Consider the following 22,817-nt stretch of genomic DNA (forward strand, 5'->3'; position numbering starts at 1 on the left):
TTACTGTCCTCCGATGGAGTCGGCCTCGCGAGCCGTCTCGCGGAGCTGGAGCACGTCGCCTTCGCGGACCGGGCCGAGAACGTTGCGGGTGATGATGCGCCCCTGGTTCTCGCCCTCGCGGATGCGGCACTTGACCTGCATGGCCTCGCCGTGCATCCCCGTTCGGCCCACGACTTCGATGACCTCAGCGGGCGTGGAACCGCTGCTTTCGGATTCCTCAGCGCTCATCCGAGGTCACCTCACCGAAGCTCCTCGACCTTGTCGGCGATGTCCTCGACGTCGGCCTCGGCCTCGCCGGCGTCGGTGACGGCCGCGGCGGCCGAACCGACTTCGAGCCCGGCGGCGTGTCCGAGGTCGTCCTGCTGCTCGACGAAGATGAAGGGGACGCCCTTCTCGTCGGCCAGCTCGGGGATGTGCATCACGATCTCCTCGGGCTGGACGTCTTCGGCGACGAAGACGAGCTCGGCGGAGCCGCGCTCGATTGCTTTAGTCGTCTCGTTGGTACCCTTCTTTACCGAACCTGTGTCCCGGGCGACCTCGAGCGCCTCGAGGGCGTCGTCTTCGAGGTCCGCGGGAACGTCGAAATCTACGTATACTGGCATTTTTACGTTCACCTCCTGCACGCGAGCTCAGGCTCCCCCGCCGTGTCCGGGCGCGCGCCCGTCACGCCGTCTGGCGTGTTGTCCTGAGAAGGCTGGGAGCATCATCAACTCGGCGCAGGCTGTACCCAATTCTGTGCCACCGGCCCTAAAAGCGCTTTCGAAGCCGAAATCCCGTGCCAGCCCGCCACACGGTCGCTGTCGGGCGGTCTCCCTATCGCGTCAGGTCGGCCGTATCCGACAGCGCGGCCGCTGCGTCTGCGACGAGTCGCTCGACGACCGCCGCGGCCGAGGGCACGCCGTCGGCGAGGCCGACGCTCTGGCCGGCGTAGTGCGGGAGGGAATCGAGGTCGCCATCCATTCCCTCGAGTGGCGGCAGGTCGGCGAACCGCTCGACGGGGTCGCCGTCGGGCGTTCGGGCGACGGTGGCTGGTTCGTCAGCGTCCGTATCAGGTGGTGACTCGCCGGCGTGTTCGGCGATCGCCTCGGTTTCGACCACGCGGTGGGGCTGGTCCGGCCACCCGCGGCTGAACAGTTCGGTGTAGCGGGTCGCCGTCTCGTCGGCCGCGACCAGCCGGTCGCGGTAGTCCTCGTGCGCGCCTGACTCGGCGGTCGCGACGAACCGCGTCCCCAGCCAGCCGCCGTCAGCGCCCAGCGTCAGCGCCGCGGCGAGGCCGCGCCCGTCGCCGAGTCCGCCGGCGGCGACGACCGGCACGTCGACGGCGTCGACCACGCGGGGGAGCAGCGCCATCGTGGTCACCTCGCTCTGGACGTGGCCGCCGGCCTCTCGGCCCTGTGCGACGACGACATCGGCCCCGGCGTCGACGGCGGACTCGGCCTCGGCGGCGCTGCCGACGGTCACCATCGCCGTGCCGCCCGCCTCGTGGACGCGGTCGACGAACGGGCTCGCGTCGCCGAACGAGAACGAGACGACCGACGCGCCGGCGTCCAGACAGGCGTCGAGGCACGCCGACGGTGAGAGATCGCCCGTCGCCTCGTCGAGGACGACGTTGACGCCGACCACGCCGTCCGTGGCTGTCGCGGCCGCCTCGTACGCGTCTCGGACGGCGTCTGCGTCGCGCCACGACATCGCGAGCATGCCGAGGCCGCCGGCGTCGGCGACCGCTGCGGCCAACTCCGGCGTGGAGACGCTCCCGACCGGGGCCTGGACGACCGGGTGCTCGATACCGAGCGCGCCACAGAGGGGCGTCTGGAGAGGAGCCATGTCCGCTCTCCGTTCCGGACGGCCGAAAAACGTCGGGGATCGCGCCCGCCGCGACCCGTCCGACCGTCAGGCCCATGTCGGCGCGCCGTCCACCACCGGTATGGACATCGCGCGGTCGCTCCGCGAGGAGGCACGTCGAGCGAACGAGCGCCGACTGCTCGTGCTCGCGGGCGACCCCGAGCGGACGCGAACGCGCGCGGCGGCGGCCCTCGATGCGGCGGACATCCCGCGGGCGGAGACGACCGTCCTCGGCCCGAAGTCGTTCATCGACTGCGAGCGCTACGAGCAGTCGCGCGCGGAGGAACTGCTCGGTCGGACGCGGACGGCGGTCGTGCTGGACGCCCACGCGGAACTGCGGCCGAACGCCGTCGGTCGCTCCGTCGGCGCGGTCGACGGCGGCGGGCTGTACGTCCTGCTCGCGCCGCCGCTGGATACGTTTCCCCAGCGACGTGACGGCTTCGACGAGACGCTCGCGGTTCCGCCGTTCGAGACCGCGGACGTGACCGGACACTTCCGCCGGCGGTTCGTCGAGACGCTGCGCGCCCACCGCGGCGTCGCCATCGTCGACGTGGACTCGGACACCGTCGAGTCTGACGGCCTGACCGACCCGCCGCCGCGCCGACCCCCAGCGCCGCCGACGCCCCCCGACGACGCCGCGTTCCCCGCCGAGGCGTACGAACAGTGCCTCACGGACGATCAGCGAGACGCCGTGCTGGCCTTCGAGGCGCTTCGGTCCGCCGGGACCGCGGTGGTCGTCGAGGCCGACCGCGGCCGCGGGAAGTCGAGCGCCGCGGGGCTGGCCGCCGGGGCCCTCGCGGCCGAGGGACGGGACGTGCTGGTGACCGCTCCGCGGTACCGAAGCGCCGCCGAGGTGTTCGCGCGGGCGGCGGCCCTGCTGGACGCGCTCGGCGTCGACTACACCCGGGATCAGGCGTCCTCGCCCCGGTCGCTGACGCTCGACGGCGGCGGCCGCGTCCGGTTCTGTCCGCCGGCGACGGCGGTCGACCTCCCCGAGGCCCCGGACGCGGTCGTCGTGGACGAGGCGGCCGCACTGCCGGTCCGGCGGCTCGAACGGTTCCTCGACGCGCCGGCCGTCGCGTTCACGACAACGGTACACGGCTACGAGGGGGCCGGACGGGGCTTCTCCGTTCGGTTCCGCGACCGACTCGCCGACGGTGAGCACGAAGTGACGGACGCGACGATGACGACGCCGATTCGCTACGGCGACGCGGACCCGGTCGAGGTGTGGGCGTTCCGGGCGCTGCTGCTCGACGCGCGGCCCCCCGTCGACCCGCTCGTCACCGATGCGACGCCCGAAACCGTGGACTACCGGCGGCTGTCGACGGCCGACCTCCTCGACGACGAGCACCTGTTGCGGGAGGCCTTCGGCCTGCTCGTGCTGGCCCACTACCGGACGGAGCCGGCCGACCTGGCGCGCCTGCTCGACGCGCCGAACCTCACCGTCAGGGCGCTCACCCGCGACGGCCACGTGGTCGCCGTCGCGCTGCTGGCCCGCGAGGGGTCCCTCTCGGCGGCGACGCGGGCGACGATGTACGGCGGCGGGCGCGTCAGGGGGAACATGCTCCCCGACGTGCTGACGACGCAGTTGCGCGACGAGGAGGCGGGGGTCCCCGTCGGCCAGCGCGTGCTGCGTATCGCGACCCACGCCGCCGTCCGCTCGCGCGGGCTCGGCTCTCGACTCCTCTCGGAGATCGAAGCCGAGTTCGCCGACGAGGCGGACTGGCTCGGCGTCGGCTACGGCGCGACCCCGGAGCTGGTCCGGTTCTGGGACGCGAACGGCTACGGGACGGTCCACCTCTCGACCTCGCGCAACGACACCAGCGGCGAGTACTCCGCCGTCATGATCGACCCCTGTTCGCCGGCCGGCGAGCGACTGGCCGAGCGCCATGCCGCGTGGTTCCGGGACCGCATCGCCGCGGTGCTATCGGACGCGCTCGCGGACTGCGACCCGGACGTGGTCCGCGCGGTCCTGCGGGCCGCCGACGCCGAACCGGACCTGTCGCTGTCGCCGTGGGAGTGGCGACTGGTCGCGGGCGTTCCCGGCGGCGCGTCGATCATGGACACGGACCCGAAGCCGTTCCGCGACCTGACGGTGCGACACCTGCTCGACCCGGCGGACTCGGACGCGCTGACAGCCCGCGAGGAGCGCCTGCTCGTCCGGAAGGTCCTGCAGGCGGCTCCCTGGCTGTCCGTGACCGACGAGCTCGAGTTCGTCTCCCGGCGCGAGTGCATGCGGGCGCTGGGCGGGGCCGTCGAAAGCTTGACGCGGCTGTACGGCGACGTGTCGGTACAGGAGGAACTCGACAGACACCGATGATCGCGCTCGGACTCGACGCGCTGCTGGTCGTCGTCGCCTTCGCGCTGCTGGTCGGCGGCGTCGTCGGCAGCCTCACGCCGCAGGTCCCCGGCGCGGCGCTCTCGCTGGCCGGCGTCTACACCTACTGGTACGCGAGCGGAACGACCGAGCCCGGCGCGCTGTTGGTCGCCGCGCTCACGCTCGTGGCCGTGCTGACGTGGGTCGTCGACTGGGCGGGCGGCGCGGTCGCCGCGCGCGTCGGCGGGGCCTCGAACTGGACGGCGCTGCTGGCCGGACTGGTCGGCCTCGTCCTCTTCTTCGTCACTGGCCCGCTCGGGATTCTGCTCGGGGTCGCCGGGACCGTGTTCGCCGTCGAGTTCTACCGCCAGGGGGACGCCCGCGGCGGCGCGAAGGCCGCGCTCGTCACAACGGCGGGAATGCTCGCCTCCGGCGTCGTCCAGGCGCTGTTGACCGGGTCGATACTGATCGTCATGCTCGCCGTCGCCCTCCTATGACGCGGTGCGAGGAAGCCGACTGCGAGGCCGAGGCCGCGGTCGAACTCCACATCCCGTGGGACGCGAATCGCGTGGTGTGCCCGGCCCACGCACGCGTCTGGGCACAGAAGGACGGCGTCGTCTCCCATCCGCTAGAGGGACAGGAGGACGAGTGGCCCTGAGTCGGCGCGGCCTGTCGGCCCACGGTTCCCACGAGTAAATCTGATCCGTGGCGCGAGGCTCACCGCTCGTTCTCGAAGAAAATATCATAGTCGTTCGATATGAATGGTTGGTGTGAGGTGTTACCATGAAACGAGAAATGCGCACGCTCGACTTCCTGGACCGCGCCGTGGACCTCTACGACGACGTGACGGGGATCGTCGCCCACGACGGAACCGAGTACACGTACGCCGAGGTGAACGAGCGAGTGAACCGACTGGCACACGCGCTGGCGGAGCGCGGCGTCTCCCAGGGGAGCCGCGTCGCCGTCCTCGCGCCGAACACGCACTACTTCATCGAGACGCTGTACGCCACGAGCAAGCTCGGCGGCGTGTTCGTCCCGCTGAACTACCGGCTCGATCCGGCGAAGATCGAGTACATCCTGAACGACTGCGACGCGTCGACGATAATCGCCGACCACGCCTTCGCCGACAAGGTCGAGCCGGTACGAGACGGCGTGCCGGCGGAGACGTTCGTCGGCTACGAGGCTGACCGTATCGAGGGCGACTGGGAGGAGTACGCGACACTGCTGGACGGGCAGCCGACGGCCGAACCGGACCGGCCAGACATCTCGGAAGACGACGACGCCAGCATCAACTACACGTCGGGGACGACGGGCGACCCGAAGGGCGTGGTCAGGACCCACCGGACCGAGAGCTGGCACGCGCTCGTACTGAACCAGCACATGGAGATCCGCGACGACGACACCTACCTCTGGACGCTCCCCATGTTCCACTGCAACGGCTGGGGCCACACCTACGCGATAACGGGGACGGGGGGAACGCACGTCTGTCAGCGGACGTTCGACGCGGCGGAGACGTTCCGCCGGGTCCGCGAGTACGACGTGTCGTTCATGTGCGGCGCGCCGACGGTCCTGAACAAACTGGTCCAGCACTACCGCGCGAACGACGGCGAGGTCGAGACGCAGGGCGACCGCGACGTGCGCATCGCGACGGCCGGCAGCGCCCCCGCGACCGCGACGATCGAGCGCGTCGAGGACGAGTTCGGCTGGCGCATCATCCACATCTACGGCCTGACCGAGACGGCCCCGGTCATCACGACCAGCAACTCCCCGCGGCGCATCGCCGAGCGCGGGCGCGACCTCAAGGTCATGCAGGGCGCGGCGGCGCTGTGCACCGAAATCCGCGTCGTCGACGACGACGGCGCGGACGTGCCCCGGGACGGGTCGACCATCGGCGAGGTCGTCGTCCGCGGCAATCAGGTGATGGACCGCTATCTCAACAAGCCCGAGATCACCGACGAGGCGTTCAACGCCAAGGTCGAGGGGTACTTCCACACCGGCGACCTCGCGACGTGGGACGGCGACGGAATGGTCCAGATCATGGACCGCCGGAAGGACATCATCATCTCCGGCGGCGAGAACATCTCCTCCATCGAACTGGAGGACGCGCTCTACGACCACCCCGGCGTCCAGAAGGCCGCTGTCATCCCCGTCCCGAGCGAGGAGTGGGGCGAGACGCCGATGGCCATCGTGGTCCCGACGCCCGGGAGCGAGCCGACCGAACGGGAGATTCTGGACTTCCTCAGAGAGCACGTCGCGAGCTACAAGCTCCCCGCCGGCGTCGACTTCCGCGAGAGACTCCCCGAGACGGCGACCGGAAAGATCCAGAAGTACGAGCTCCGCAAGGAGTACTGGGAGGAACAGGAGCGGATGATCGGACAGGAGTGAGCGCGGTCGGAGCCGGCCGAGGCGCGCCGTAGCCAATCCAACACGATTCTTTATTATCGTCCCGCCGGTCGGAGCGAGTATGCACCTCGGAGTGGTCGTCCCGCGCGTCGACGATTTCAGCACCATCGACCTCGCCGTCGAGGCCGAGACCCACGGCTACGACTCCGTCTGGCTCAACGAGCTGTGGGGAGCCAGCTCCGTCGTGGAACTGACCGACATCGCGGCTCGCACGGACGAGATCGAGATCGGGACGGCGATCCTGAACGTCTTCTCGCGGTCGCCGGCCGTGCTCGCGATGACCGCGGCGACGCTCGACAGAGTATCGGACGGGCGCGCGGTCCTCGGGCTGGGAACGAGCACGAAGCGCTCCGTCGAGAGCATGCACGGGGCTTCGTTCGAGCGGCCGGTGCGGCGCGCCCACGAGACCATCGACATCGTGAAGCGACTGCTGACGGCCGACGATCGGGTGTCCTACGACGGCGAGGTGCAGTCCGTCGAGGGCGTCCCGCCGCTGGGCCGCGACGTTCCCGTCTACCACGCGGCGCTCGGACCGGCGAACCGGCGGGTCGTCGCCAGGCTCGCCGACGGCTGGCTCCCCCACATGGTCCCCTTCTCCGAACTCGAATCGTCGTTCGACTACGTCGCGGAGACCGCGCGAGAGGCGGACCGGAACCCGGACGAGATCACCGTCGCGCCGTACGTCCCGGCCGTCGTTCACGACGACCCCGAACGGGCCGAAGCGGAACTGCGCAAGCATATCGCCTACTACGCGGGAAGCGGCGAGGGGTATCGCCGCGCGGTCGCGTCGGCGTACCCGGACCGCGCCGAGCGCATCGCGGAGGCGTGGGGTGCGGGGGACCGCGGCGAGGCCGCCGAACTGGTGACCGACGAGATGCTCGCCGATCTCGGAATCGCGGGGACGCCGGAACAGGCCCGGGAGAAGGTGCAGTCGGTGACCGAGGACTCGGTTATCGACCGGCTACTGATAACTGTGCCACAACAGGTCGACGGGGACCTCGCTCGGGAGACGATTCACGCGCTGGGCCCGAACTAGATGTCCATCTCCATCATCACCTCGTCGGCGTACTCGTCGCCGAACTTGTAGTGGTCCTCGCGGACTGCCTCGGTGTCCCAGCCGTGGGTCGAGAGGAACTCGATCGCGTCCTCGTTTGTCGACGGAATAGAGTTGTACAGCTTCTCGTACCCGTGCGAGGCCGCCCATTCGGTGCCGCGGGCGAGCAGTTGCGAGCCGATGCCGTGGCCGCGGTACTGTTCGAGGACGCCGAGCGTGAGTTCGGCCGTGTGGCTCAGCTTCTCGATCTCCGGGTGCTTGAGGTGGACCCAGCCGACCACGTCGTCGTCGATGCAGGCGACGAAGAAGATGCGCGACTCCAGTTCGTTGTGGCGCAGGAGCACGCCCTCGGAGTCGACCACGTCGGCCACGGTCTCGGCGTTGACGTACTCGCCGCCACCGATGGCGGCCCGGATGGCCCCGACGAGACCCGTGAGGTCCTCCTGGCGGGCCTGCCGGATCGTGAACTCGATGTCGTCGGCCTCGAACTCCTCCTCGACGGTGTCGTCGTAGGCGATTCGTAACTCTCCGTCGACCTCCGTGAGGACGCCGTCGCGCTTGAGAATGGCGACGTGGTGGCCGAACGGCCGCGGTTCCATCTGGAGCGCCGACCGAGCCATCGACGGCTCGACCGAGCCGTGCGATTCGACGTACTCGTAGATGTCCCTGCGGTCCTCGTGGTCGAACTGCAACTGCTCTGTGAGCTCCATGTTGAACGTTACCACGAGACAGCACTTAGTCCTTTATCAAAAATCATTTACCTCAGGTAAAGGGTCGCTACCGCTCCGGAACCCCGGTCAGCACCTGCGCCACGTCGCGGGCGTTGTGGGTGTCGACGAGCAGTTCCGCGGCCTCTCTGATGGCGTAGGAGCCGGCTAACTCGACGCCGTAGCAGGCGGCGTAGCAGTCCAGCCAGTCGTTCATCGCTCCCTCCAGGCGCTCGAATTCGGACTCGGAGAACCGCACCCAGGTGCCGCCGGTGCGGGCCTCGCAGTACAGCGCCACGGTGGGGCCAAAGCCCTCCCGGAGCAGGGCCATCGCGCGCTCGTCGTCCGGTGGATCGGGGTCGAGCGACTCGCGGGCCGACTCGGCGCGCCGTGAGAGCGCCCGGATCCGGTCGTCGTACTGGTGGCTCACGGCGGTCAGCCCTGCTTGAACTCGACCCCCTTCCCCCCGGCGGGGTGTTCCCACTCGGTGTCGGCGACGACCGCACAGGTCCCGCACTCCACGCAGGGCTGGGTGTCGAGGCTCACGAGGTGTTCCTCGGTGCCGTTCGTCTGGACCCGCTCGTCGCGGTAACAGCCGCCGCCGAAGTCCTTCGCGCTGACCGGACACGCCGTGACCGCGGTCCCCGACGCCTCGAAGGACTTGTCGAGGAGTTCGATGTGGGGGTCGCCCACGTCGTAGGTCAGGTCACCGATGCGGTCGGCCAGGTCCGGCGGCGAGACGGTGTTCTCGTCCTCGACGCGCTCGCCGAGTTCCTCGGCGATGACCGTCGGCAGCGTCACGTATGGCAGTTTGGTGTCCGGTATCATCGACACCAGCGTCGGCGAGGAGTAGGCCCGTTCGAGCAGGCCCGACGCGGCGCGGACGCCGAAGCGACCGACCGCCGACTCAGCGACGCTGTTCGAGAGGTCGTCGACCGGACCGAGTTCGCCGAGTCGCCCGAACACCTCGTAGCGAGTCGGCCGGAGCTTGTCCATCACGCCCTCGTCGTGGAGCTTCTTCTCGTACAGTTCGCCGGCGCGATGTGGCTCGCTGCGCGAGCGGGCGTCGGCGAAGGCCTCGGCGGCGAGCGCCCCCGCGGTGACGGCGTGGTTCATCCCCTTGATGATGGGCCCCTGGGCCTGCATCTGCCCGGCGGCGTCGCCGACCAGGACGAGGCGGTCCTCGTGTGGCGAGGGGTGGGCCGCCTTCTTCGAGTCCGGGACCAGCTTGGCGCTGTACTCGCGCTCGTCGTACTCGTCGCCGAGCCACTGGGCCATGAGCGGGTGCGTGAGCAGGCTGTCGAGCAGTTCGTGGGGCTCGGCCTCCTCCTCGGCGAGCGAGTCGAGGTGGAAGACGGTCCCGATCGAGAGCGACGACTCGTTGGTGTAGAGGAAGCCGCCGCCGCGGACGCCGTCGAAGAGGTCGCCCGAGAACAGGTGGGCCGCGCCGTCGTCCGCGTCCACGTCGAAGCGCTCGTTGATCGCCGCCGGGTCCACGTCGACGACGGCCTTGACGCCCTGGAACCACTCCTCGGGCTCCTCCCAGTCCATCAGCCCCGCGTCACGGGCCAGTTCGGAGTTGACGCCGTCGGCGGCCACGATCAGGTCGGCCTTGATCGGGTCGAGTTCCTCCGTCGTCACGCCGACGATCTCGCCGCGCTCGCGCAGCAGGCCGGTGACGTGGACCTCGGTCAGCAGGCCGCCGCCGGTCTCCCGGGTGCGCTCGTGGACCTGCTGGGCGAGCCAGGAGTCCATCTTCCGGCGCAACACCGAGTCGGCCCACGCCGTGTCGTGGTGGTGCAGGTCGCCGATGTCGAAGGTCTTCACCTTCTCGCCGGCGACGTTGTGGATGTAGTTCTCGGTGACCGGCCGCTCGGTCGCCTCCTCGCGGAAGTCGGGGAAGAGCCCGTCGATGGTGTAGGGGGCCGACTCCTCGGCGTAGATGAGGCCGCCGGAGACGTTCTTCGACCCGGCGTCGACGCCGCGTTCGAGCACGAGCGTCTCGACGCCGTTCCGCGCGAGGTTCGCCGCCGCCGCGGCCCCGCCGGGGCCACAACCGACGACGACCGCCTCGTACTCCTCGTAGGAGTCAGTCATCGCTGACCTCCCCCACGACCGCACCGAGGTCGCCCGCTTCGACCGCCTCCGTCAGGCGCGGCAGCACCTCGAACAAGTCGCCCTCGATGAGGTAGTCCGAGAAGTCGCGGATGTCGGCGTCCAGGTCGGTGTTGATAGCGATGATCGTATCCGACTCGTCGCAGCCGACCTTGTGCTGGATCGCGCCGGAGATACCCGCCGCGATGTACACGTCCGGTTCGACCTCCTGGCCGGACTCGCCGATCTGGCGCTCCTCGGTGACGTACTGCTCGACGTGGCCGTCGAAGGAGTACGAGGACGTGATGACGCCCCGCGAGAGCCCCAGGTCGGCCTCGTCGAAGGCGTCCACGAGATCGAGCGCCAGTTCGATTCCCGTCGTCGGATCGTCGCCGATGCCGCGGCCGACGGCGACGACCACGTCGTTCCCGGTGAGGTCGACGCCGCCCGAGAGCCGGTCGAACTCCTCGACCTCGACCTGGAACCACCCGTCGTCTAGTTCCATCTCGTAGTCGACCACCTCGGCCTCGCGTTCGAAGTCGGGGTCGGGGAGCTCGAAGCTCCCCGGGATGACCGACGCCCCTTGCGGGTGGAAGTCGCGGTTGGGCTTGTCGATACAGAGGATGGTCGAGTACTCGAAGCCCGAGAAGTCCGGGCGCTTCATGTGCAGGACGCGCTCGAACTCCTTCTTGTCGCCGGCCGTTCCGACCTTCGCGGGGTTCGAGATCATCGCGTTCTCGATGTACAGCCCCGAGCAGTCCGAGGCCAGCCCCGAGTCGAGTTCGCCCTGGACGAGCGCCGAGAGGTCCCTGCCGTTGTTCGTGGCCGGGAAGACGGTGTAACGCGGTTCGTGGTAGTCCTTCCAGTCGACCTCCTCGCGGCCCTCGGCGGCCAGGTCGCCGCCCGCTCGCGCCATGTCACAGAAGATCTCGGAGTAGGGCTGGTGGCGGAACCGTTCCAGGCGGTCGTCCTCGTGGTAGATGACGAGGTCGGCCCCGTAGGCGATCACGTCGTCGACGTGGTCGCTGGCATCGGCGCCGATCAGCACCGCGACGACGCGTTCGTCCTCGCCGTAGTCCTCGTTGTAGGTGTCCATCAGCCCGCGGGCCTTCCCGAGCATCTCCTTCGAGACGTCGACGAGGGCTCCGGCCTGCGTCTCGCAGTAGACCCACATGTCGCGGTACTCCGCGCCGACGGTCCCCTCGACCCACTGCTTGTCGTTTGTCGGGTGGTCGAGTTCGGGGTACTTCTCCTCCGGCGGGACGTACTCGACCTCGCCCGCCTCCTCGTCGCTCCCCTCGACGGACTCGATGCGGCTCTCGATCTGTGACTTCGCCGTCTTTCGGTCCTCGCCCGCCTGCTCGCGCTCCAGGAGGTCCCGGAGCACGTCCGCGTCGTCGATGTCCCGGACCATGTTCGCCACGTCGGCGACGGTCAGCGACGCGAGGTCGACGGTCTCCGGGTCCACCTCACCGTCGCCCTCGTCCTCGACCTTCTCGATGCGGTCCTCGATGAGCGTCTTGACGGGAACGCGGTCCTCGCCGCCCTCCTCCAGGTCCAGCATCTCCCGCAGTTCGTCGGCGTCGTCGATATCTTTGATCTTCGGTCCGAGTTCCGCGATCTCGTACTCCGTGGGGTCGTACTCGACCATCGTCAGTCACCCGCCGCGTACGGCGCGAGTTCGTCCAGCACCTGTTCCATCCCCTCGTCCGCGCCGGCGTCGATCACCGTCGCCTCCCGCTCGGAGGGAGCTTTGGGAATCGGGTCGACGCCCGCGACGATCGTGGGCGAACCGTCAAGTCCGATGTAGTCCGGGTCGAGGTTGAGGTCGGTGTGGTCCCAGACCGTGAGGTGGTCCTCGTAGTCCGCGGCGCGCGCCTGCGTCTCGTCGCGGAGGTCCTTGTGTTTCAGCCGGTGGCTGGCCCGCCGGTAGGTCGGCTCGAACTCGGGGTCGGCGACGATGAAACACGGCATCGGCGCTTCGACCGTCTCGATCTCGGAGATGTCGCCGTCGACCAGGCGCTTCGCCCGGACGGTCCGCTCGTCCTCGTCGATGTCGAGCGAGAGGACGTGCGTGATGATCGGCCAGTCGAGACACCAGCAGGTCTGTGGGCCGGTGTGGCCGGTCTCGCCGTCGGCGGTCTTGAAGCCCGCGAACACCAGATCCGGCTCCTCGTCCAGCTTCTGGAGCCCGCTCGCGACCGTCATCGCGGTCGCCCACGTGTCGGCCGCGCCCATTTCCCGATCGGAGAGGAGATAGAGGTCGTCGGCGTACACGTCCCGCATCCCCTCCTGTAAGACCTCCTCGTAGCCCGGTGGCCCCATGCTCATCAGCGACACCTGCCCGCCGTTGCGGACTTTCGTCTGGAACGCGGCGCGGAGCGCGTGTTTGTCGTTCGGGTTCATCACCGTCGGTGTCTTCCCGCGTTCGAGGTGGCCCTCCTCGTCGAACGATACCTGTCCCTCCCGGAAGTCCGGAACGCCCTTCGTCAACACTACTGTGCGCATTTTTGTCACGACCCTCGTGACCGTATCTCACACAGGAGTCGGTAATAAATTTATGTTTACAATTCCGGTTGACAGTACTAGCCGCTACTGGAACGTCGGTGTGAGAAGAACTCGAGCGGTCGGCGCGGTCAGATGCGGCCGGCGCGTCCGGGGTCGACGTCGATGGCGTCGACGGGACAGACGTCGACACAGAGCATGCAGTCGATGCACTGGTCCTCGTGGGCCGGGTCGGCCTTGATCTCGCTTTCTGGGTGACCCGGCGTGTCGACCCACTCGAACACGTCGACCGGGCAGTCCTCCAGGCACGCGCCGTCTGCGAGACAGATGTCGAAGTCGACGGCGACGTGTGTGCCGTGGATGCCGAGTTCCTCCGGCTCCTCGACCGGACCCCAGACGTTGTGGCCCTCGTGCTGCTCGACTACCTCGCGGTTGCTCTCGAACTCAGGGTCTATGGCCATTGGTATCTAACCACACTGCTGCGAGCTACTTAACTGTTCGACCTCCGCGTCAGTACCCCGGGCCGTCGCGGGGGTCGTCCGGCCCGTGCGCCCCCGTCGGGTGATCGACACCGATATCGGACGGACCGCCGGATTCGCCCGGCTCCCCGCCGGGCCCGCTCGCCGCACCCGCCGCGGCGAGGCCGACGCGACGCAGGAACGCGACGGTCCGCTCGAACACGTCGTCGTAGTGCGTGCCGTGAAACGGGAAGCCGTGGGCTGCCGACATCGTCTCGTGGGTCACGTCGGCCACGGGCGACAGCGCGTCGGCGAACAGTTCGGACTGGGACGGCGGGACCGTCTCGTCCGCGTCGCCGTGGAGCAACAGCGTCGGCGGGACGTCCGGGCCGACCTGTGCGACCGGGGACGCGAGGTCGTAGGCGGCCGGTTCCTCGTCCGGACCGCCGCCGAGATATTGCCGGTGGAACCGTTCGCCCTCGCCCGTCGCCGCGTCGAGCGAGCGGAAGTCGTACACGCCGGCGTAGCCGACGACGGCCGAGAGCGCCGACGAGCGACCCGGGTACGCCTCCGGTTCGAAGCCCGGTTCGTCCGCCGTCAGTGCGGCCAGCGCGGCGAGGTTCGCGCCGGCCGAGTGGCCGACTGCGACTATCCGGTCGGTGTCCGCGCCGTACTCGTCGCCCTCCGCACGGACCCACTCGATGGCGGCCTTCACGTCCACCAGCGCCGCGGGGAAGGTCGATTCCGGCGCGAGGCGGTACTGCGGCTCGACGACGAGAAAGCCCTCGGCGGCGAGGTCGATGGCGTGGCGGGCGAACTCGCCCTTGTCGCCCCAGCAGAACGCGCCGCCGCGAACGAGGACGGCGACGGGCTTCGGACCGGTCGCCGCCGGGTCGTCGTACAGGTCGAGCGCCAGCGTCTCGCCGTCCGCCTCGCGAAAGGGGAGGTCGCGCTGTACGGTCACCGTCGACGGAGCGCTGTCTGTCACAGTGGTCGGTCGGAGCGTCCGAACCATAAGACCGTCGGGCCGAACCGCCCGAACGCGCGGCCGCTCAGGGGTGGCTGAAGTACGCGACGGACTCCGTCTCGGCGTCCGCGGCCACGTCGTCCAGGCGGGCGAAGCCGATGCGCTCGAACTGGACGACCGCGTCGGCATCGTAGTCCAGCAGGCCGGGCTCTGCGACGCCCGTCACGTCGCCGTCCATCGTCCGCAGGCGGAGCGCGGGGCCGTCGGCCGGGGCCCAGTGGATCACGTCGACGCCCTCCTCGCGCACGGCGTCGATGTCGTCGCCGGCGTACTCGAAGGCGTCCCGCGTGTGGCGCACGCAGCCGTAGCCCTTGAGCCAGACGCGCTCGCCGTGGGGCGGCAGGTCGTCGCCCTCCACGGCCACGCCGCCGGCGACCGGAATCTCGCGGCGGCCGCGCTCCTCGTGATCGGGGTGCAGCGGCGGTTCGCCGGCGTCGGGACCGCCGACGATCTGTCGCTCGACGAGGCCGCCGTGGGCGTCGTCGTCGCGGACGAAGAAGGCGCGATCCGAAGCGTCGTCGACCAGTTCGCGGTTGTTCGCGTAGATCGAGGACATCGCGAGGTCGACGTTCGAGGTCGACGTGCCCAGTTGAATCATCGCGTCGACGACGGCCTCGCCGCGGATGCCGCGCCGTTCGAGGCTCGCGACGGTCGGCGCGCGCGGGTCGTCCCAGCCCGCGAGGTCGCCGTTTTCGATGAGTTCCGCGATGCTCGACGTGGACAGCGGCACGTCGTACGCGTCGACCTGGACGTGGCCCCAGTGGATGACCTCGGGGTACTCCCAGTCGAAGTAGTCGTAGACGAACTGCTGGCGCTTCGCGGAGTCCTGCAGGTCGATGCCGCGGATGATGTGGGTCACGCCGAGCAGGTGGTCGTCAAGCCCGCTCTGGAAGTCGAGCATGGGCCAGCAGCGGTACTCGGCCGCCGCCTCGCGCGGGTGTGGCGTGTCGACGATGCGGAACGCCACGAAGTCCCGGAGCGCCGGGTTCTTGTGCGTGATGTCGGTCCGGACCCGCAGGACCATCTCGCCGCTCTCGTACTCGCCGTCGACCATGGCCTCGAACTCCTCGCGGGTGGTCTCGGCGTCCTTCTCGCGGTGGGGACAGGCCTCCCCGCCGTTCTTCAGGTCGGAGAACTCGCCCTGCGGACACGAGCAGGTGTAGGCCCCGCCCTTCTCGATGAGGTCGCGGGCGTACTCGTAGTACGTCTCGACGCGGTCGCTGGCTTTCACCACGTCGTCGGGCTCGAAGCCGAGGTAATCGATGGCGTCGAGGATGGCGTCGTAGGCGTCGAGGTCGGGGCGCTTCGTCTCGGGGTCGGTGTCGTCGAACCGACAGAGGAACTCCCCGTCGTAGCGCTCCTTGTACGTGCCGACGACGGCCGCCATCCGCGCGTGTCCGATGTGCCACGGACCGTTGGGGTTGGGCGCGACGCGCATCCGGACGGTGTCGTAGTCGTCGGCGTCGGGCAGGTCCGGCAGCGGGTGGTCCTCGCCCTCGTCCTCGGCCTCCAGTTCCTCGAGCTTCTCGGGGGCGAGTTCGGCCAGTCGCTCCCGCCGTTCCGAACCACTCATGCCGTTGACCCGCTCGACGACCGGTGCGATGACGCCCGGGATCTCGTCGCCGTGCTCGCGGAACTCGGGGTTCGCGCCCATGAGCGGCCCCATGATCGCGCCGACCTGTGCCTCGCTGTCGTGTTTGACTGCGTTGAGGAGGGCGTTCGTCTCCGCCGCCTCCCTGACGCGGTCTCGCAGCTCGTCGTCCATTACCGGGACCTGCGGCTGGGAGGGTCAAAACGCCGTCGGGTTCGGCGAGCTATTGGGGTTGGGTGTCAGAACGCGGTTCACGTACTCCGCGGGCTGCGATGACTCGGCTCGTTCAGTTCGACCGAATCACGGGCCACTCAGATGTTAAACTAGCCGCATCTTGTCACCATCGACGTGCGGGCTACAGAGAGTATAGTCACAGAATGATACTCGGCCAACTTGCTGCCCCGCTATCCAGTTTGCCACTCGATGAACTTCTCGAACCCATAGGTGAACCCGAGAAAGACGACAACGAACACGAGCCAACGGATTCCGTCGAAGGTACCAGTGAACGCGAGAACGTTGAATATGTACGATAGCGACGCACCAACGAACGCAGCGACGTAGAGGGTACGTCGACTGTCCATGGGGGCACTTCTACCGAACCCGAATTAATTCTTTTCCAGTGCCGTATACGAACGGCTCCTCCGGTGGAGTCCGTCGCACGAGTTCTTTCCCGGTTACCGCCGAGTCAGCTCGCCTGTTTCTCGGATGTCGAAGGTGAGACGCTCTGTCCCGTCTCCTGATGGAATGAAGTGAACGTGGTCCTCGTCGGTCAGCCTGGAGTGGTCCTCGTAAGCGTGATAGCGAACCAGATACCGTCCGGTCGCAACGACTGCCTCACGCGTCACCTCTCCATCGGGTTCGACATCGAGGGACGAACGATACGCTCTCGCCGCTGTGGCTGAAGCACCGTCGTCGAAGAAGCCAATCTCGACAGTGTATGCGGCGTCTGTTTGATTGAAAACGGTCACGTCGACGCTTCCGTTGCGGGACTGGAGCCACGAACAGCCGCCGAAGAGGCCGGTCGTTGCGACGCCGAGCGTACCGATGACGGCTCGTCTGGAGGGCATAGTCCCAATGAGAAAGAACGCACGATAAGCTTTCTTCGTTTACTCCTCGCTGAGCCGCGCACGCTGTCTATACAGCCGAACGCTTTATTGAGTCAAGCTTCTGTCAGTTCGTATGGAAGCAATTCAACAGGTGTTGTTTCGCGAGCCAGGTGGACGGCGGAAGGGTCTCCTCTTCTTGCTCTTCTCGTTCATTTGCATCCTCGGGTGGGTGTATTTCGGTATCGCACTCGACGGGCCGCACGTCATGCTCTTTTTGGGTATCGCGTTTGCGTTCTCTGGGTTCGCCGAATCCCTCCCACCGACTCGACAACACGCAGCGGGAGTCCTGCGACTACTCGGCCTCGGTTTTCTCGTCGCCTTGATCGTTCTCCTCACCCTGGTTCCAGAACCGATATTGGGCTGAGTAATAGCAACCGGACTGGACAAATACGGACACGGGCTGTGCATTCCCCGCAGGCCAATTCACCCGCGCTCGAGGAGCGGTCACTCCACAGCACCCAGCGAGTCCGCGACCCGTTCCAGCGCGTCGAGGCCGGTCACCTCGCCGGACTGGTCGGGAATCGTCCACACGTCGAGGTCGGGGAGCGCGTCCCGGAGCGTCGCGATGGCTTCCTCCTGATCGGCCTGCTTCGCGTGACAGCGCTCGCAGTCCCCGGCGTCCTCGATGACCTTGTTCACGACGAGCGTCGTCACCGGGACCTCGAACTCGCGGAGCTTTCCGACCAGCCGCTCTGACTCGCGGACGGCCATCGTCTCCGGAATGGTGACGACGCGGAACTCGGTCTGTTCCGGGTCCCGAAGCACCCTTCCGACGCGCTCCATCCGCTCGCGCATCGCGGTGAAGTCGTCGGGGCCGTCGTCTCGCCGGCCGGCCATCGGGCCGAACATCATGGTCCGCGCCGTGTTCACTTTCCGGCGGACCTGGTCGCGCAGGTCCATCGCCGTCGCCACGCCGCGGTCGAGCACTGACGGGAGGTCGAGCAGGCGCAGCGTGTGGCCGGTCGGCGCGGTGTCGAACACCACTCGGTCCCAGCGGTCGCTCTCGACGTAGGTCGCGAGACCCTCGATGGCCGCCAGTTCGTCGCTGCCGGGCATCACGCCAGACGTGAACAGTTCCGCGACCTCGTCTTCGTCCAGCCTGATGCCGGCGTCGGAGAACTCCGCCGCCAGCCCCTCGAACAGCGAACGGTAGCGGTCGATACCCGCCTGAGGGTCGACTTCGACGCCCCACAAGTGGTCGCGGATTTCGGTGGGTTCGCCGCCGACGGTCGTCTCGACGGCATCGCCCAGCGAGTGTGCCGGGTCCGTCGAGACGACCAGCGTCTCCCGGTCCGCCTCGGCCAGTCGCAGGCCCGACGCCGCCGCGACCGTCGTCTTGCCGACGCCGCCCTTGCCGCCGTAGAGGACGAATCGAGTCACGGGCGTCGCTAGGGAGCGACGCGTCTTAACTGCTGACCGGCCGAGAACCGCGGAAAAGGGACCGCCGGGGCCTCAGTACTCGCGCTCGACGAGGTAGTTCGCGATGCCTTCGAGCAGGTAGCGCGCCTCGTTGTCCGGGAGGACTTCGAGGTTCTCCTTGCCGCTGGCGATGAGGTCCTGGCCCGTCTCGCGGGCGTACTCGATGGAGCCCACGTCGCGCAGGCGCTCGACGGCCGCGTCGATCTCGGCCTCGGAGACCGCGTCGACGGAGTCCGTATCGACCAGCTCGCCCACGTCGACGCCCTGCTGGCGGGCGTGCAGCGTCACGAGCGTCTGCTTGTTCTCAACGAGGTCGGAGCCGCGCTGCTTGCCCAGCTTCTCCGACGGCGTCGTCAGGTCGAGCAAGTCGTCCTGGATCTGGAACGCCCGGCCCACGTCCAGGCCGTAGTTGTACAGCGCGTCGACGGTCTCCTCGTCCGCGCCGAGCAGGGTCGCCGGGATGGACGCGGCCGCGCCGTACAGCACGGCGGTCTTGAGTTCGACCATCTCCAGGTACTCCTCGGGCGTGACCACGTCGCGTTGTTCGAACTCGATGTCGAGGGACTGGCCCTCGCAGATGCGCGTACAGGTCGTGGCGAGACGCTCGGTCGCTTCGACGGACCGCTGGTGATCCGCGCCGGTCGAGAGCAGGAACTCGAAGGCCTTCGAGTACAGCGTGTCGCCGGCGAGGATCGCCGTCGAGAGGTCGTACTCCTTGTGGACGGCCGGGACGCCACGCCGGAGGGCGTCGTCGTCCATGATGTCGTCGTGGATGAGCGTGAACGTCTGGATGACCTCGATGGCGAGCGCCGCCGACATGACGTCGGCTCGGCCGCCGTCGAGCGTCGGGAACTCACGGTAGTCCGCCGTCAGCGGGTCGACGTCGAGCAGCGACTCGGCGACCAGCAAGAGGACCGTCGGCCGGAGCCGTTTGCCCCCGGCGTCCAGCAGGTACCGCGACGCCTCGTAGAGGTGGTCCGGCTTCGTGACCGGGAGGTTCTCGGGGAGGGCGTCGTTGACCTGGTCTCGTCGGGCGACGATCGCATCTTCGACCTGCTGGTGGCGTTCGGACATGTGAGTCTACTCTGTGAGCTGGATCATGTTGCCGTTGCGGGTGATGTGGAGGTCCCGTCCGGCCTTGTAGCCCATGTCTTCGGCGAGATCGACGTACGGTGCGAACCCTTCGAGGCTCTGGTGGGCCGGGATGACGTTCCGGGGCTGGAGCGCGTCGAGCATCTCGTAGTGCCCCTCCTGTCGCAGGTGGCCGGAGACGTGGATGTCGTCGTAGATGCGCGCGCCCTGCATCCCGAGCAGCTTCTCGGACTGGTAGCGCTGGCCCTCGTTGGTCGGCTCCGGGATGACCCGGGCGGAGAAGATGACCTTGTCGCCGTCGTCCAGCTCGTAGGGCGTCTCGCCGCGGCCCATGCGTGTGAGCATCGCTCGCGGCTCGCCCTGGTGGCCGGTGACGATGGGGAAGAAGTTCTCCTTGCCCTCGTTCATAATGCGCTTGAACGTCCGGTCGACGGACTTGCGGTGGCCGTACATGCCCAGGTCCTCCGGGAAGTCGACGAAGTCCAGTCGCTCCGCGGTGCCGGAGTACTTCTCCATCGAACGGCCGAGCAGGACCGGCTGTCGGCCGATGTCGTCGGCGAACTCAACGAGGCTCTTCACGCGAGCGATGTGTGAGGAGAACGTCGTCGCGACGATGCCGCCGTCGTAGTCGGCGACGCTGTCCATCACGTCCTTGAGGTGGCGGCGAGCGACGGACTCGGAGGGGGTTCGGCCCTTCCGGCCGGCGTTCGTACAGTCCTCGATGTAACAGAGGACGCCGTTGCCCTCGCGGCCGATCTCGCGGAACCGCTCCATGTCGATGGGGTCGCCGATGACCGGCGTGTGGTCCATCCGCTTGTCGAGGCCGTAGACGACCGCGCCCTCCGGCGTGTGGAGGACGGGGTTGATGGCGTCGATGATGGAGTGGGTGACGTTGACGAACTCCAGTTCGTTGCGCTCGCCGATGGACATCGTCTCGCCCGCCTCCATCTTCACGAGGTCGTTCTGGACGCCGAACTTCTCCTCGCCCTTGATCTGCTGTTTGACGAGTTCGATGGTGAAGGGCGTCGCGACGATGGGCGCGTCGTAGCGGTGTGCGAGCTTCGAGATCGCTCCGATGTGGTCGAGGTGACCGTGCGTCGGCACGATGGCCTTCACGTCGCCCTCGAGGTCGGACATGACGCGGTCGTCCGGGATCGCGCCCATGTCGATGAGGTCGAGCGAGTGCATGCGCTCGGTCTCGACGTTGTCGTGAATCAGTACCTTCGAGAGGTTCAGGCCCATGTCGAAGATGACGACGTCGTCCCCCGCACGGACGGCCGTCATCTGTCGGCCTACAGCCTCGTAACCGCCAATTGTCGCAATTTCGACTTCCATGGTTGTAGCTCCGAGTGGAGAGCCGACCGCGAGAAGCGGTGGGGCACGGCAACGACGGTGGCTGCAATGGAGGCGACTCTGGTCCGCGCTGACGTGCCAGGCCATCCGGGTACGCCCGTAGCCCGCACGTCCGCAGTAGAGGGACTTCCGTCCCGCGACTCACATCCGCCGTCTGCCGGCCGCCGAACCGCGGTCCGCGGGCGGCCGTGCGCTCGGTTACTCGGGCCTACAACGGCGCTTCTTAAAACGGTGTGGGTTCCCGACGACGCGTGTCGGCTGTCGGACGGGAACGCGCGACGGCGTGACGAAAGCGAGCGGCCGACGGCCGCGCTCGTTACTTGTCGTCCAGCGCGTCCGACAGCGGGTCGTCGTCGCTGGCCACGTCGAAGCCGGAGACGTCCTCGTCGGCGAGCGTTTCGGCCCCGTCTTCGTCGCCCGACGCCTCGACTTCCTCCTCCGCCGACTCCACACCCGCGTCGGTCGGCACGTCGCGGAGTTCGCTTCTCGAATCGTTCGTCCGGCCCGGTTCGGTCCAGTCTGCTGGCTCGCCTTCCGGCGCGTTCCGGGGGTCGGACTCGGCCGCCGAGTCGTTCGTCCGGTCGGTCGAATCTCCGCCGAACAGGTCATCGGTGGTACGGGGTCCGTGCTGGTCGCTCGACTCGTCGAGCACGCGCGTCTCCCGGGCCGTCACGTCCTCGTGCGACTCGTCCGCACTCTCGTCCGCGCCGTCCCAGCGCGACCCTGAGTCCGCCGTTTGGGCGGAGTCGGAGTCCGACGGTGCGTCGGATGCAGGCGGCGTCGCGTCGCCGTCGGCCGCGGGCGCGTCGCGTCCGGCGTCCGCTGTCGACGACCCCCCCTCGTCCCCCGTCACCCAGCCCGATTCGTCGGCTGCCTCGTCGTCCGGCGTGTCGAACTCCGCGGGGTCCGGCGGCGTCCACTCCTGGGGCTCCGTCCGCGGTTGCTCCTCCTCCGGCGGGTCCTGATCTAGCAGGTCGCGGTCCGGTACGTCGCCCGCGTCGGACTGCTCGGGAGACGCCGTCTCGGACTCGGTAGCGACCCCAGCGGCTGACGGCGCGGCATCGGGTTCGGCGTCTGGCGTCGCCCCATCGTCGACAGCCGTCGCTGCGGTGTCGGTATCGGGCGTCACGTCGGCGGACGGGACCGCCGACGCCGACTGGTCGTCAGCGGACGCCGGTCCGGCGTCGGCAGCCGCGGCTCGCGTCTCCGCGGCCGCCGGTTCGGACGCTGCGGGTGCGCTTTCGGTCGCCGGCTCGGGCTCAGATACCGCGGGTGAGTTCTCAGGTTCCGGTTCGGCCCCGGCTTCGGCCGGAGGGTCCGAGTGCACCTCACCGGCGGACGGATCGGAGACCGGTTCCTCGTCGTTCTCCGCCGTGTTGGGCTCTGATTCAGCGGCGACCGGTTCGGTCCGTGGTTCGGTTTCGTCACCCTCGTCAGAGCGCTCGGAGTCGGTCTCCGGGCCCGTGGCGGGGGCGGGAGGGGCACTGTCGGACTCCGCCTCGCCGGTCGCCGCGCTCACGGTGTCCGGTCGCGTCGCCCGGGCCGCGACGGCGCCGGCCATCGTCGCGTCGGCGACGAGCTTGTGGAACAGCCCGATGAGGCCGGAGACGAGGAGCAGGCAGCCGAGCGCGCCGACGACGACGCCGAGCAGCGCACGGTAGCCGGCGTTGCCGGAGAGCGCGTCGAGCGAGCCGTTCTGTATCAGAACGTAGCCCGCGGCGACGAGGCCGCCACCGACGCCGGCGACGACGAGCAACGCGCCGAGAAACTTCGTTCCGTATCGATAGACGTCGGTCAGACCTACAGCAGACATGGTCCAATTATTGATAACAGTAGGCAAATATGTTAC

23 protein-coding genes are annotated in these 22,817 nt (G+C 68.5%); 6 read left to right on the forward strand and 17 right to left on the reverse strand.

What is annotated here, in order from left to right; genetic code table 11:
• The 3 genes from GM656_RS00240 to GM656_RS00250 form a co-directional block, all read right to left on the reverse strand.
• Complete coding sequence (locus GM656_RS00240) at positions 1–228, reverse strand: 30S ribosomal protein S28e (RefSeq protein WP_162411640.1); 228 nt, start codon at positions 226–228, stop codon at positions 1–3.
• Positions 229–239: 11 nt separating this feature from the next.
• Positions 240–602 carry a 50S ribosomal protein L7Ae gene (gene rpl7ae / locus GM656_RS00245; RefSeq protein ID WP_162411641.1) on the reverse strand — a complete coding sequence of 121 codons (363 nt, stop codon included), beginning with the start codon at positions 600–602 and terminating at the stop codon, positions 240–242.
• A gap of 211 nt (positions 603–813) precedes the next feature.
• On the reverse strand, positions 814–1,824 hold the full coding sequence (locus tag GM656_RS00250) for an NAD(P)H-dependent flavin oxidoreductase (RefSeq protein WP_162411642.1): 1,011 nt from the start codon (positions 1,822–1,824) through the stop codon (positions 814–816).
• 100 nt (positions 1,825–1,924) lie between these two features.
• Between GM656_RS00250 and tmcA the strand changes: the two genes are divergently transcribed.
• From tmcA to GM656_RS00270, 5 genes are all read left to right on the forward strand, one after another.
• The gene (gene tmcA, locus GM656_RS00255; protein ID WP_162411643.1) at positions 1,925–4,162 is read left to right on the forward strand and encodes a tRNA(Met) cytidine acetyltransferase TmcA; all 2,238 of its coding nucleotides are present in this window, start codon (positions 1,925–1,927) and stop codon (positions 4,160–4,162) included.
• Positions 4,159–4,656 carry a DUF456 domain-containing protein gene (locus GM656_RS00260; RefSeq protein ID WP_162411644.1) on the forward strand — a complete coding sequence of 166 codons (498 nt, stop codon included), beginning with the start codon at positions 4,159–4,161 and terminating at the stop codon, positions 4,654–4,656. The genes tmcA and GM656_RS00260 overlap by 4 nt, the downstream gene beginning before the upstream one ends.
• Entirely contained in the window at positions 4,653–4,817 is a 165-nt protein-coding gene (locus GM656_RS18945; RefSeq protein WP_174242906.1) for a hypothetical protein, read from the forward strand. Before GM656_RS00260 ends, GM656_RS18945 begins: the two co-directional genes overlap by 4 nt.
• A 125-nt stretch (positions 4,818–4,942) precedes the next feature.
• Positions 4,943–6,544, forward strand: a complete 1,602-nt coding sequence (locus tag GM656_RS00265) for a class I adenylate-forming enzyme family protein (RefSeq protein ID WP_162411645.1) — start codon at positions 4,943–4,945, stop codon at positions 6,542–6,544.
• 79 nt (positions 6,545–6,623) lie between these two features.
• On the forward strand, positions 6,624–7,598 hold the full coding sequence (locus GM656_RS00270) for an LLM class flavin-dependent oxidoreductase (RefSeq protein WP_162411646.1): 975 nt from the start codon (positions 6,624–6,626) through the stop codon (positions 7,596–7,598).
• On the opposite strand, the gene GM656_RS00275 is transcribed toward GM656_RS00270, so the two are convergent.
• The 10 genes from GM656_RS00275 to GM656_RS00315 all read right to left on the reverse strand — a co-directional run bounded on the left by GM656_RS00275 (position 7,595) and on the right by GM656_RS00315 (position 17,065).
• Positions 7,595–8,326 carry a GNAT family N-acetyltransferase gene (locus tag GM656_RS00275; RefSeq protein ID WP_162411647.1) on the reverse strand — a complete coding sequence of 244 codons (732 nt, stop codon included), beginning with the start codon at positions 8,324–8,326 and terminating at the stop codon, positions 7,595–7,597. The genes GM656_RS00270 and GM656_RS00275 overlap by 4 nt on opposite strands.
• 67 nt (positions 8,327–8,393) lie before the next feature.
• On the reverse strand, positions 8,394–8,753 hold the full coding sequence (locus tag GM656_RS00280; protein ID WP_162411648.1) for a hypothetical protein: 360 nt from the start codon (positions 8,751–8,753) through the stop codon (positions 8,394–8,396).
• A 5-nt stretch (positions 8,754–8,758) separates the two neighbouring features.
• The gene (locus GM656_RS00285) at positions 8,759–10,420 is read right to left on the reverse strand and encodes an FAD-dependent monooxygenase (RefSeq protein ID WP_162411649.1); all 1,662 of its coding nucleotides are present in this window, start codon (positions 10,418–10,420) and stop codon (positions 8,759–8,761) included.
• On the reverse strand, positions 10,413–12,068 hold the full coding sequence (locus tag GM656_RS00290) for an electron transfer flavoprotein subunit alpha/FixB family protein (RefSeq protein WP_162411650.1): 1,656 nt from the start codon (positions 12,066–12,068) through the stop codon (positions 10,413–10,415). Before GM656_RS00290 ends, GM656_RS00285 begins: the two co-directional genes overlap by 8 nt.
• Positions 12,069–12,070: 2 nt before the next feature.
• The gene (locus GM656_RS00295) at positions 12,071–12,925 is read right to left on the reverse strand and encodes an electron transfer flavoprotein subunit beta/FixA family protein (RefSeq protein ID WP_162411651.1); all 855 of its coding nucleotides are present in this window, start codon (positions 12,923–12,925) and stop codon (positions 12,071–12,073) included.
• Positions 12,926–13,053: 128 nt separating this feature from the next.
• Complete coding sequence (locus GM656_RS00300) at positions 13,054–13,383, reverse strand: 4Fe-4S dicluster domain-containing protein (RefSeq protein ID WP_162411652.1); 330 nt, start codon at positions 13,381–13,383, stop codon at positions 13,054–13,056.
• A 49-nt stretch (positions 13,384–13,432) separates the two neighbouring features.
• Positions 13,433–14,395 (reverse strand): alpha/beta hydrolase, encoded by a 963-nt coding sequence (locus GM656_RS00305; RefSeq protein ID WP_174242907.1) that lies wholly within the window; start codon positions 14,393–14,395, stop codon positions 13,433–13,435.
• Positions 14,396–14,432: 37 nt separating this feature from the next.
• Positions 14,433–16,172 (reverse strand): glutamate--tRNA ligase, encoded by a 1,740-nt coding sequence (locus GM656_RS00310; protein WP_162411654.1) that lies wholly within the window; start codon positions 16,170–16,172, stop codon positions 14,433–14,435.
• A 230-nt stretch (positions 16,173–16,402) separates the two neighbouring features.
• Complete coding sequence (locus tag GM656_RS18950) at positions 16,403–16,579, reverse strand: hypothetical protein (RefSeq protein WP_174242908.1); 177 nt, start codon at positions 16,577–16,579, stop codon at positions 16,403–16,405.
• Positions 16,580–16,672: 93 nt separating this feature from the next.
• Entirely contained in the window at positions 16,673–17,065 is a 393-nt protein-coding gene (locus GM656_RS00315) for a hypothetical protein (RefSeq protein WP_162411655.1), read from the reverse strand.
• 112 nt (positions 17,066–17,177) lie between these two features.
• On the opposite strand from GM656_RS00315, the gene GM656_RS00320 reads away from it, so the two are divergent.
• Positions 17,178–17,468 carry a hypothetical protein gene (locus GM656_RS00320; RefSeq protein ID WP_162411656.1) on the forward strand — a complete coding sequence of 97 codons (291 nt, stop codon included), beginning with the start codon at positions 17,178–17,180 and terminating at the stop codon, positions 17,466–17,468.
• Between the two features lie 80 nt (positions 17,469–17,548).
• Here GM656_RS00320 and GM656_RS00325 read toward each other — a convergent pair whose 3' ends face one another.
• From GM656_RS00325 to GM656_RS00340, 4 genes are all read right to left on the reverse strand, one after another.
• Positions 17,549–18,484: an ArsA family ATPase gene (locus tag GM656_RS00325; RefSeq protein ID WP_162411657.1), complete on the reverse strand. Its 936-nt coding sequence runs from the start codon at positions 18,482–18,484 to the stop codon at positions 17,549–17,551.
• Positions 18,485–18,556: 72 nt separating this feature from the next.
• Complete coding sequence (gene idsA3, locus GM656_RS00330; RefSeq protein ID WP_162411658.1) at positions 18,557–19,597, reverse strand: geranylfarnesyl diphosphate synthase; 1,041 nt, start codon at positions 19,595–19,597, stop codon at positions 18,557–18,559.
• 6 nt (positions 19,598–19,603) lie between these two features.
• A complete protein-coding gene (locus tag GM656_RS00335) occupies positions 19,604–20,950 on the reverse strand; it encodes a ribonuclease J (RefSeq protein ID WP_162411659.1) in 1,347 nt (448 codons plus the stop codon).
• 334 nt (positions 20,951–21,284) lie between these two features.
• A complete protein-coding gene (locus tag GM656_RS00340; protein ID WP_162411660.1) occupies positions 21,285–22,781 on the reverse strand; it encodes a hypothetical protein in 1,497 nt (498 codons plus the stop codon).
• Positions 22,782–22,817 lie beyond the last annotated feature (36 nt).

Origin of the sequence: Haloarcula salina (assembly GCF_010119195.1) — an archaeon.
GTDB classification, from domain to species: domain Archaea; phylum Halobacteriota; class Halobacteria; order Halobacteriales; family Haloarculaceae; genus Haloarcula; species Haloarcula salina.

What these genes read in the sequence shown, in the direction of transcription:
- GM656_RS00240 (WP_162411640.1), bottom strand. Translation starts at nt 228, where the DNA reads ATGAGCGCTGAGGAATCCGAAAGCAGCGGTTCCACGCCCGCTGAGGTC.
- rpl7ae (WP_162411641.1), bottom strand. Translation starts at nt 602, where the DNA reads ATGCCAGTATACGTAGATTTCGACGTTCCCGCGGACCTCGAAGACGAC.
- GM656_RS00250 (WP_162411642.1), bottom strand. Translation starts at nt 1,824, where the DNA reads ATGGCTCCTCTCCAGACGCCCCTCTGTGGCGCGCTCGGTATCGAGCAC.
- tmcA (WP_162411643.1), top strand. Translation starts at nt 1,925, where the DNA reads ATGGACATCGCGCGGTCGCTCCGCGAGGAGGCACGTCGAGCGAACGAG.
- GM656_RS00260 (WP_162411644.1), top strand. Translation starts at nt 4,159, where the DNA reads ATGATCGCGCTCGGACTCGACGCGCTGCTGGTCGTCGTCGCCTTCGCG.
- GM656_RS18945 (WP_174242906.1), top strand. Translation starts at nt 4,653, where the DNA reads ATGACGCGGTGCGAGGAAGCCGACTGCGAGGCCGAGGCCGCGGTCGAA.
- GM656_RS00265 (WP_162411645.1), top strand. Translation starts at nt 4,943, where the DNA reads ATGAAACGAGAAATGCGCACGCTCGACTTCCTGGACCGCGCCGTGGAC.
- GM656_RS00270 (WP_162411646.1), top strand. Translation starts at nt 6,624, where the DNA reads ATGCACCTCGGAGTGGTCGTCCCGCGCGTCGACGATTTCAGCACCATC.
- GM656_RS00275 (WP_162411647.1), bottom strand. Translation starts at nt 8,326, where the DNA reads ATGGAGCTCACAGAGCAGTTGCAGTTCGACCACGAGGACCGCAGGGAC.
- GM656_RS00285 (WP_162411649.1), bottom strand. Translation starts at nt 10,420, where the DNA reads ATGACTGACTCCTACGAGGAGTACGAGGCGGTCGTCGTCGGTTGTGGC.
- GM656_RS00290 (WP_162411650.1), bottom strand. Translation starts at nt 12,068, where the DNA reads ATGGTCGAGTACGACCCCACGGAGTACGAGATCGCGGAACTCGGACCG.
- GM656_RS00295 (WP_162411651.1), bottom strand. Translation starts at nt 12,925, where the DNA reads ATGCGCACAGTAGTGTTGACGAAGGGCGTTCCGGACTTCCGGGAGGGA.
- GM656_RS00300 (WP_162411652.1), bottom strand. Translation starts at nt 13,383, where the DNA reads ATGGCCATAGACCCTGAGTTCGAGAGCAACCGCGAGGTAGTCGAGCAG.
- GM656_RS00305 (WP_174242907.1), bottom strand. Translation starts at nt 14,395, where the DNA reads ATGGTTCGGACGCTCCGACCGACCACTGTGACAGACAGCGCTCCGTCG.
- GM656_RS00310 (WP_162411654.1), bottom strand. Translation starts at nt 16,172, where the DNA reads ATGGACGACGAGCTGCGAGACCGCGTCAGGGAGGCGGCGGAGACGAAC.
- GM656_RS18950 (WP_174242908.1), bottom strand. Translation starts at nt 16,579, where the DNA reads ATGGACAGTCGACGTACCCTCTACGTCGCTGCGTTCGTTGGTGCGTCG.
- GM656_RS00315 (WP_162411655.1), bottom strand. Translation starts at nt 17,065, where the DNA reads ATGCCCTCCAGACGAGCCGTCATCGGTACGCTCGGCGTCGCAACGACC.
- GM656_RS00320 (WP_162411656.1), top strand. Translation starts at nt 17,178, where the DNA reads ATGGAAGCAATTCAACAGGTGTTGTTTCGCGAGCCAGGTGGACGGCGG.
- idsA3 (WP_162411658.1), bottom strand. Translation starts at nt 19,597, where the DNA reads ATGTCCGAACGCCACCAGCAGGTCGAAGATGCGATCGTCGCCCGACGA.
- GM656_RS00335 (WP_162411659.1), bottom strand. Translation starts at nt 20,950, where the DNA reads ATGGAAGTCGAAATTGCGACAATTGGCGGTTACGAGGCTGTAGGCCGA.
- GM656_RS00340 (WP_162411660.1), bottom strand. Translation starts at nt 22,781, where the DNA reads ATGTCTGCTGTAGGTCTGACCGACGTCTATCGATACGGAACGAAGTTT.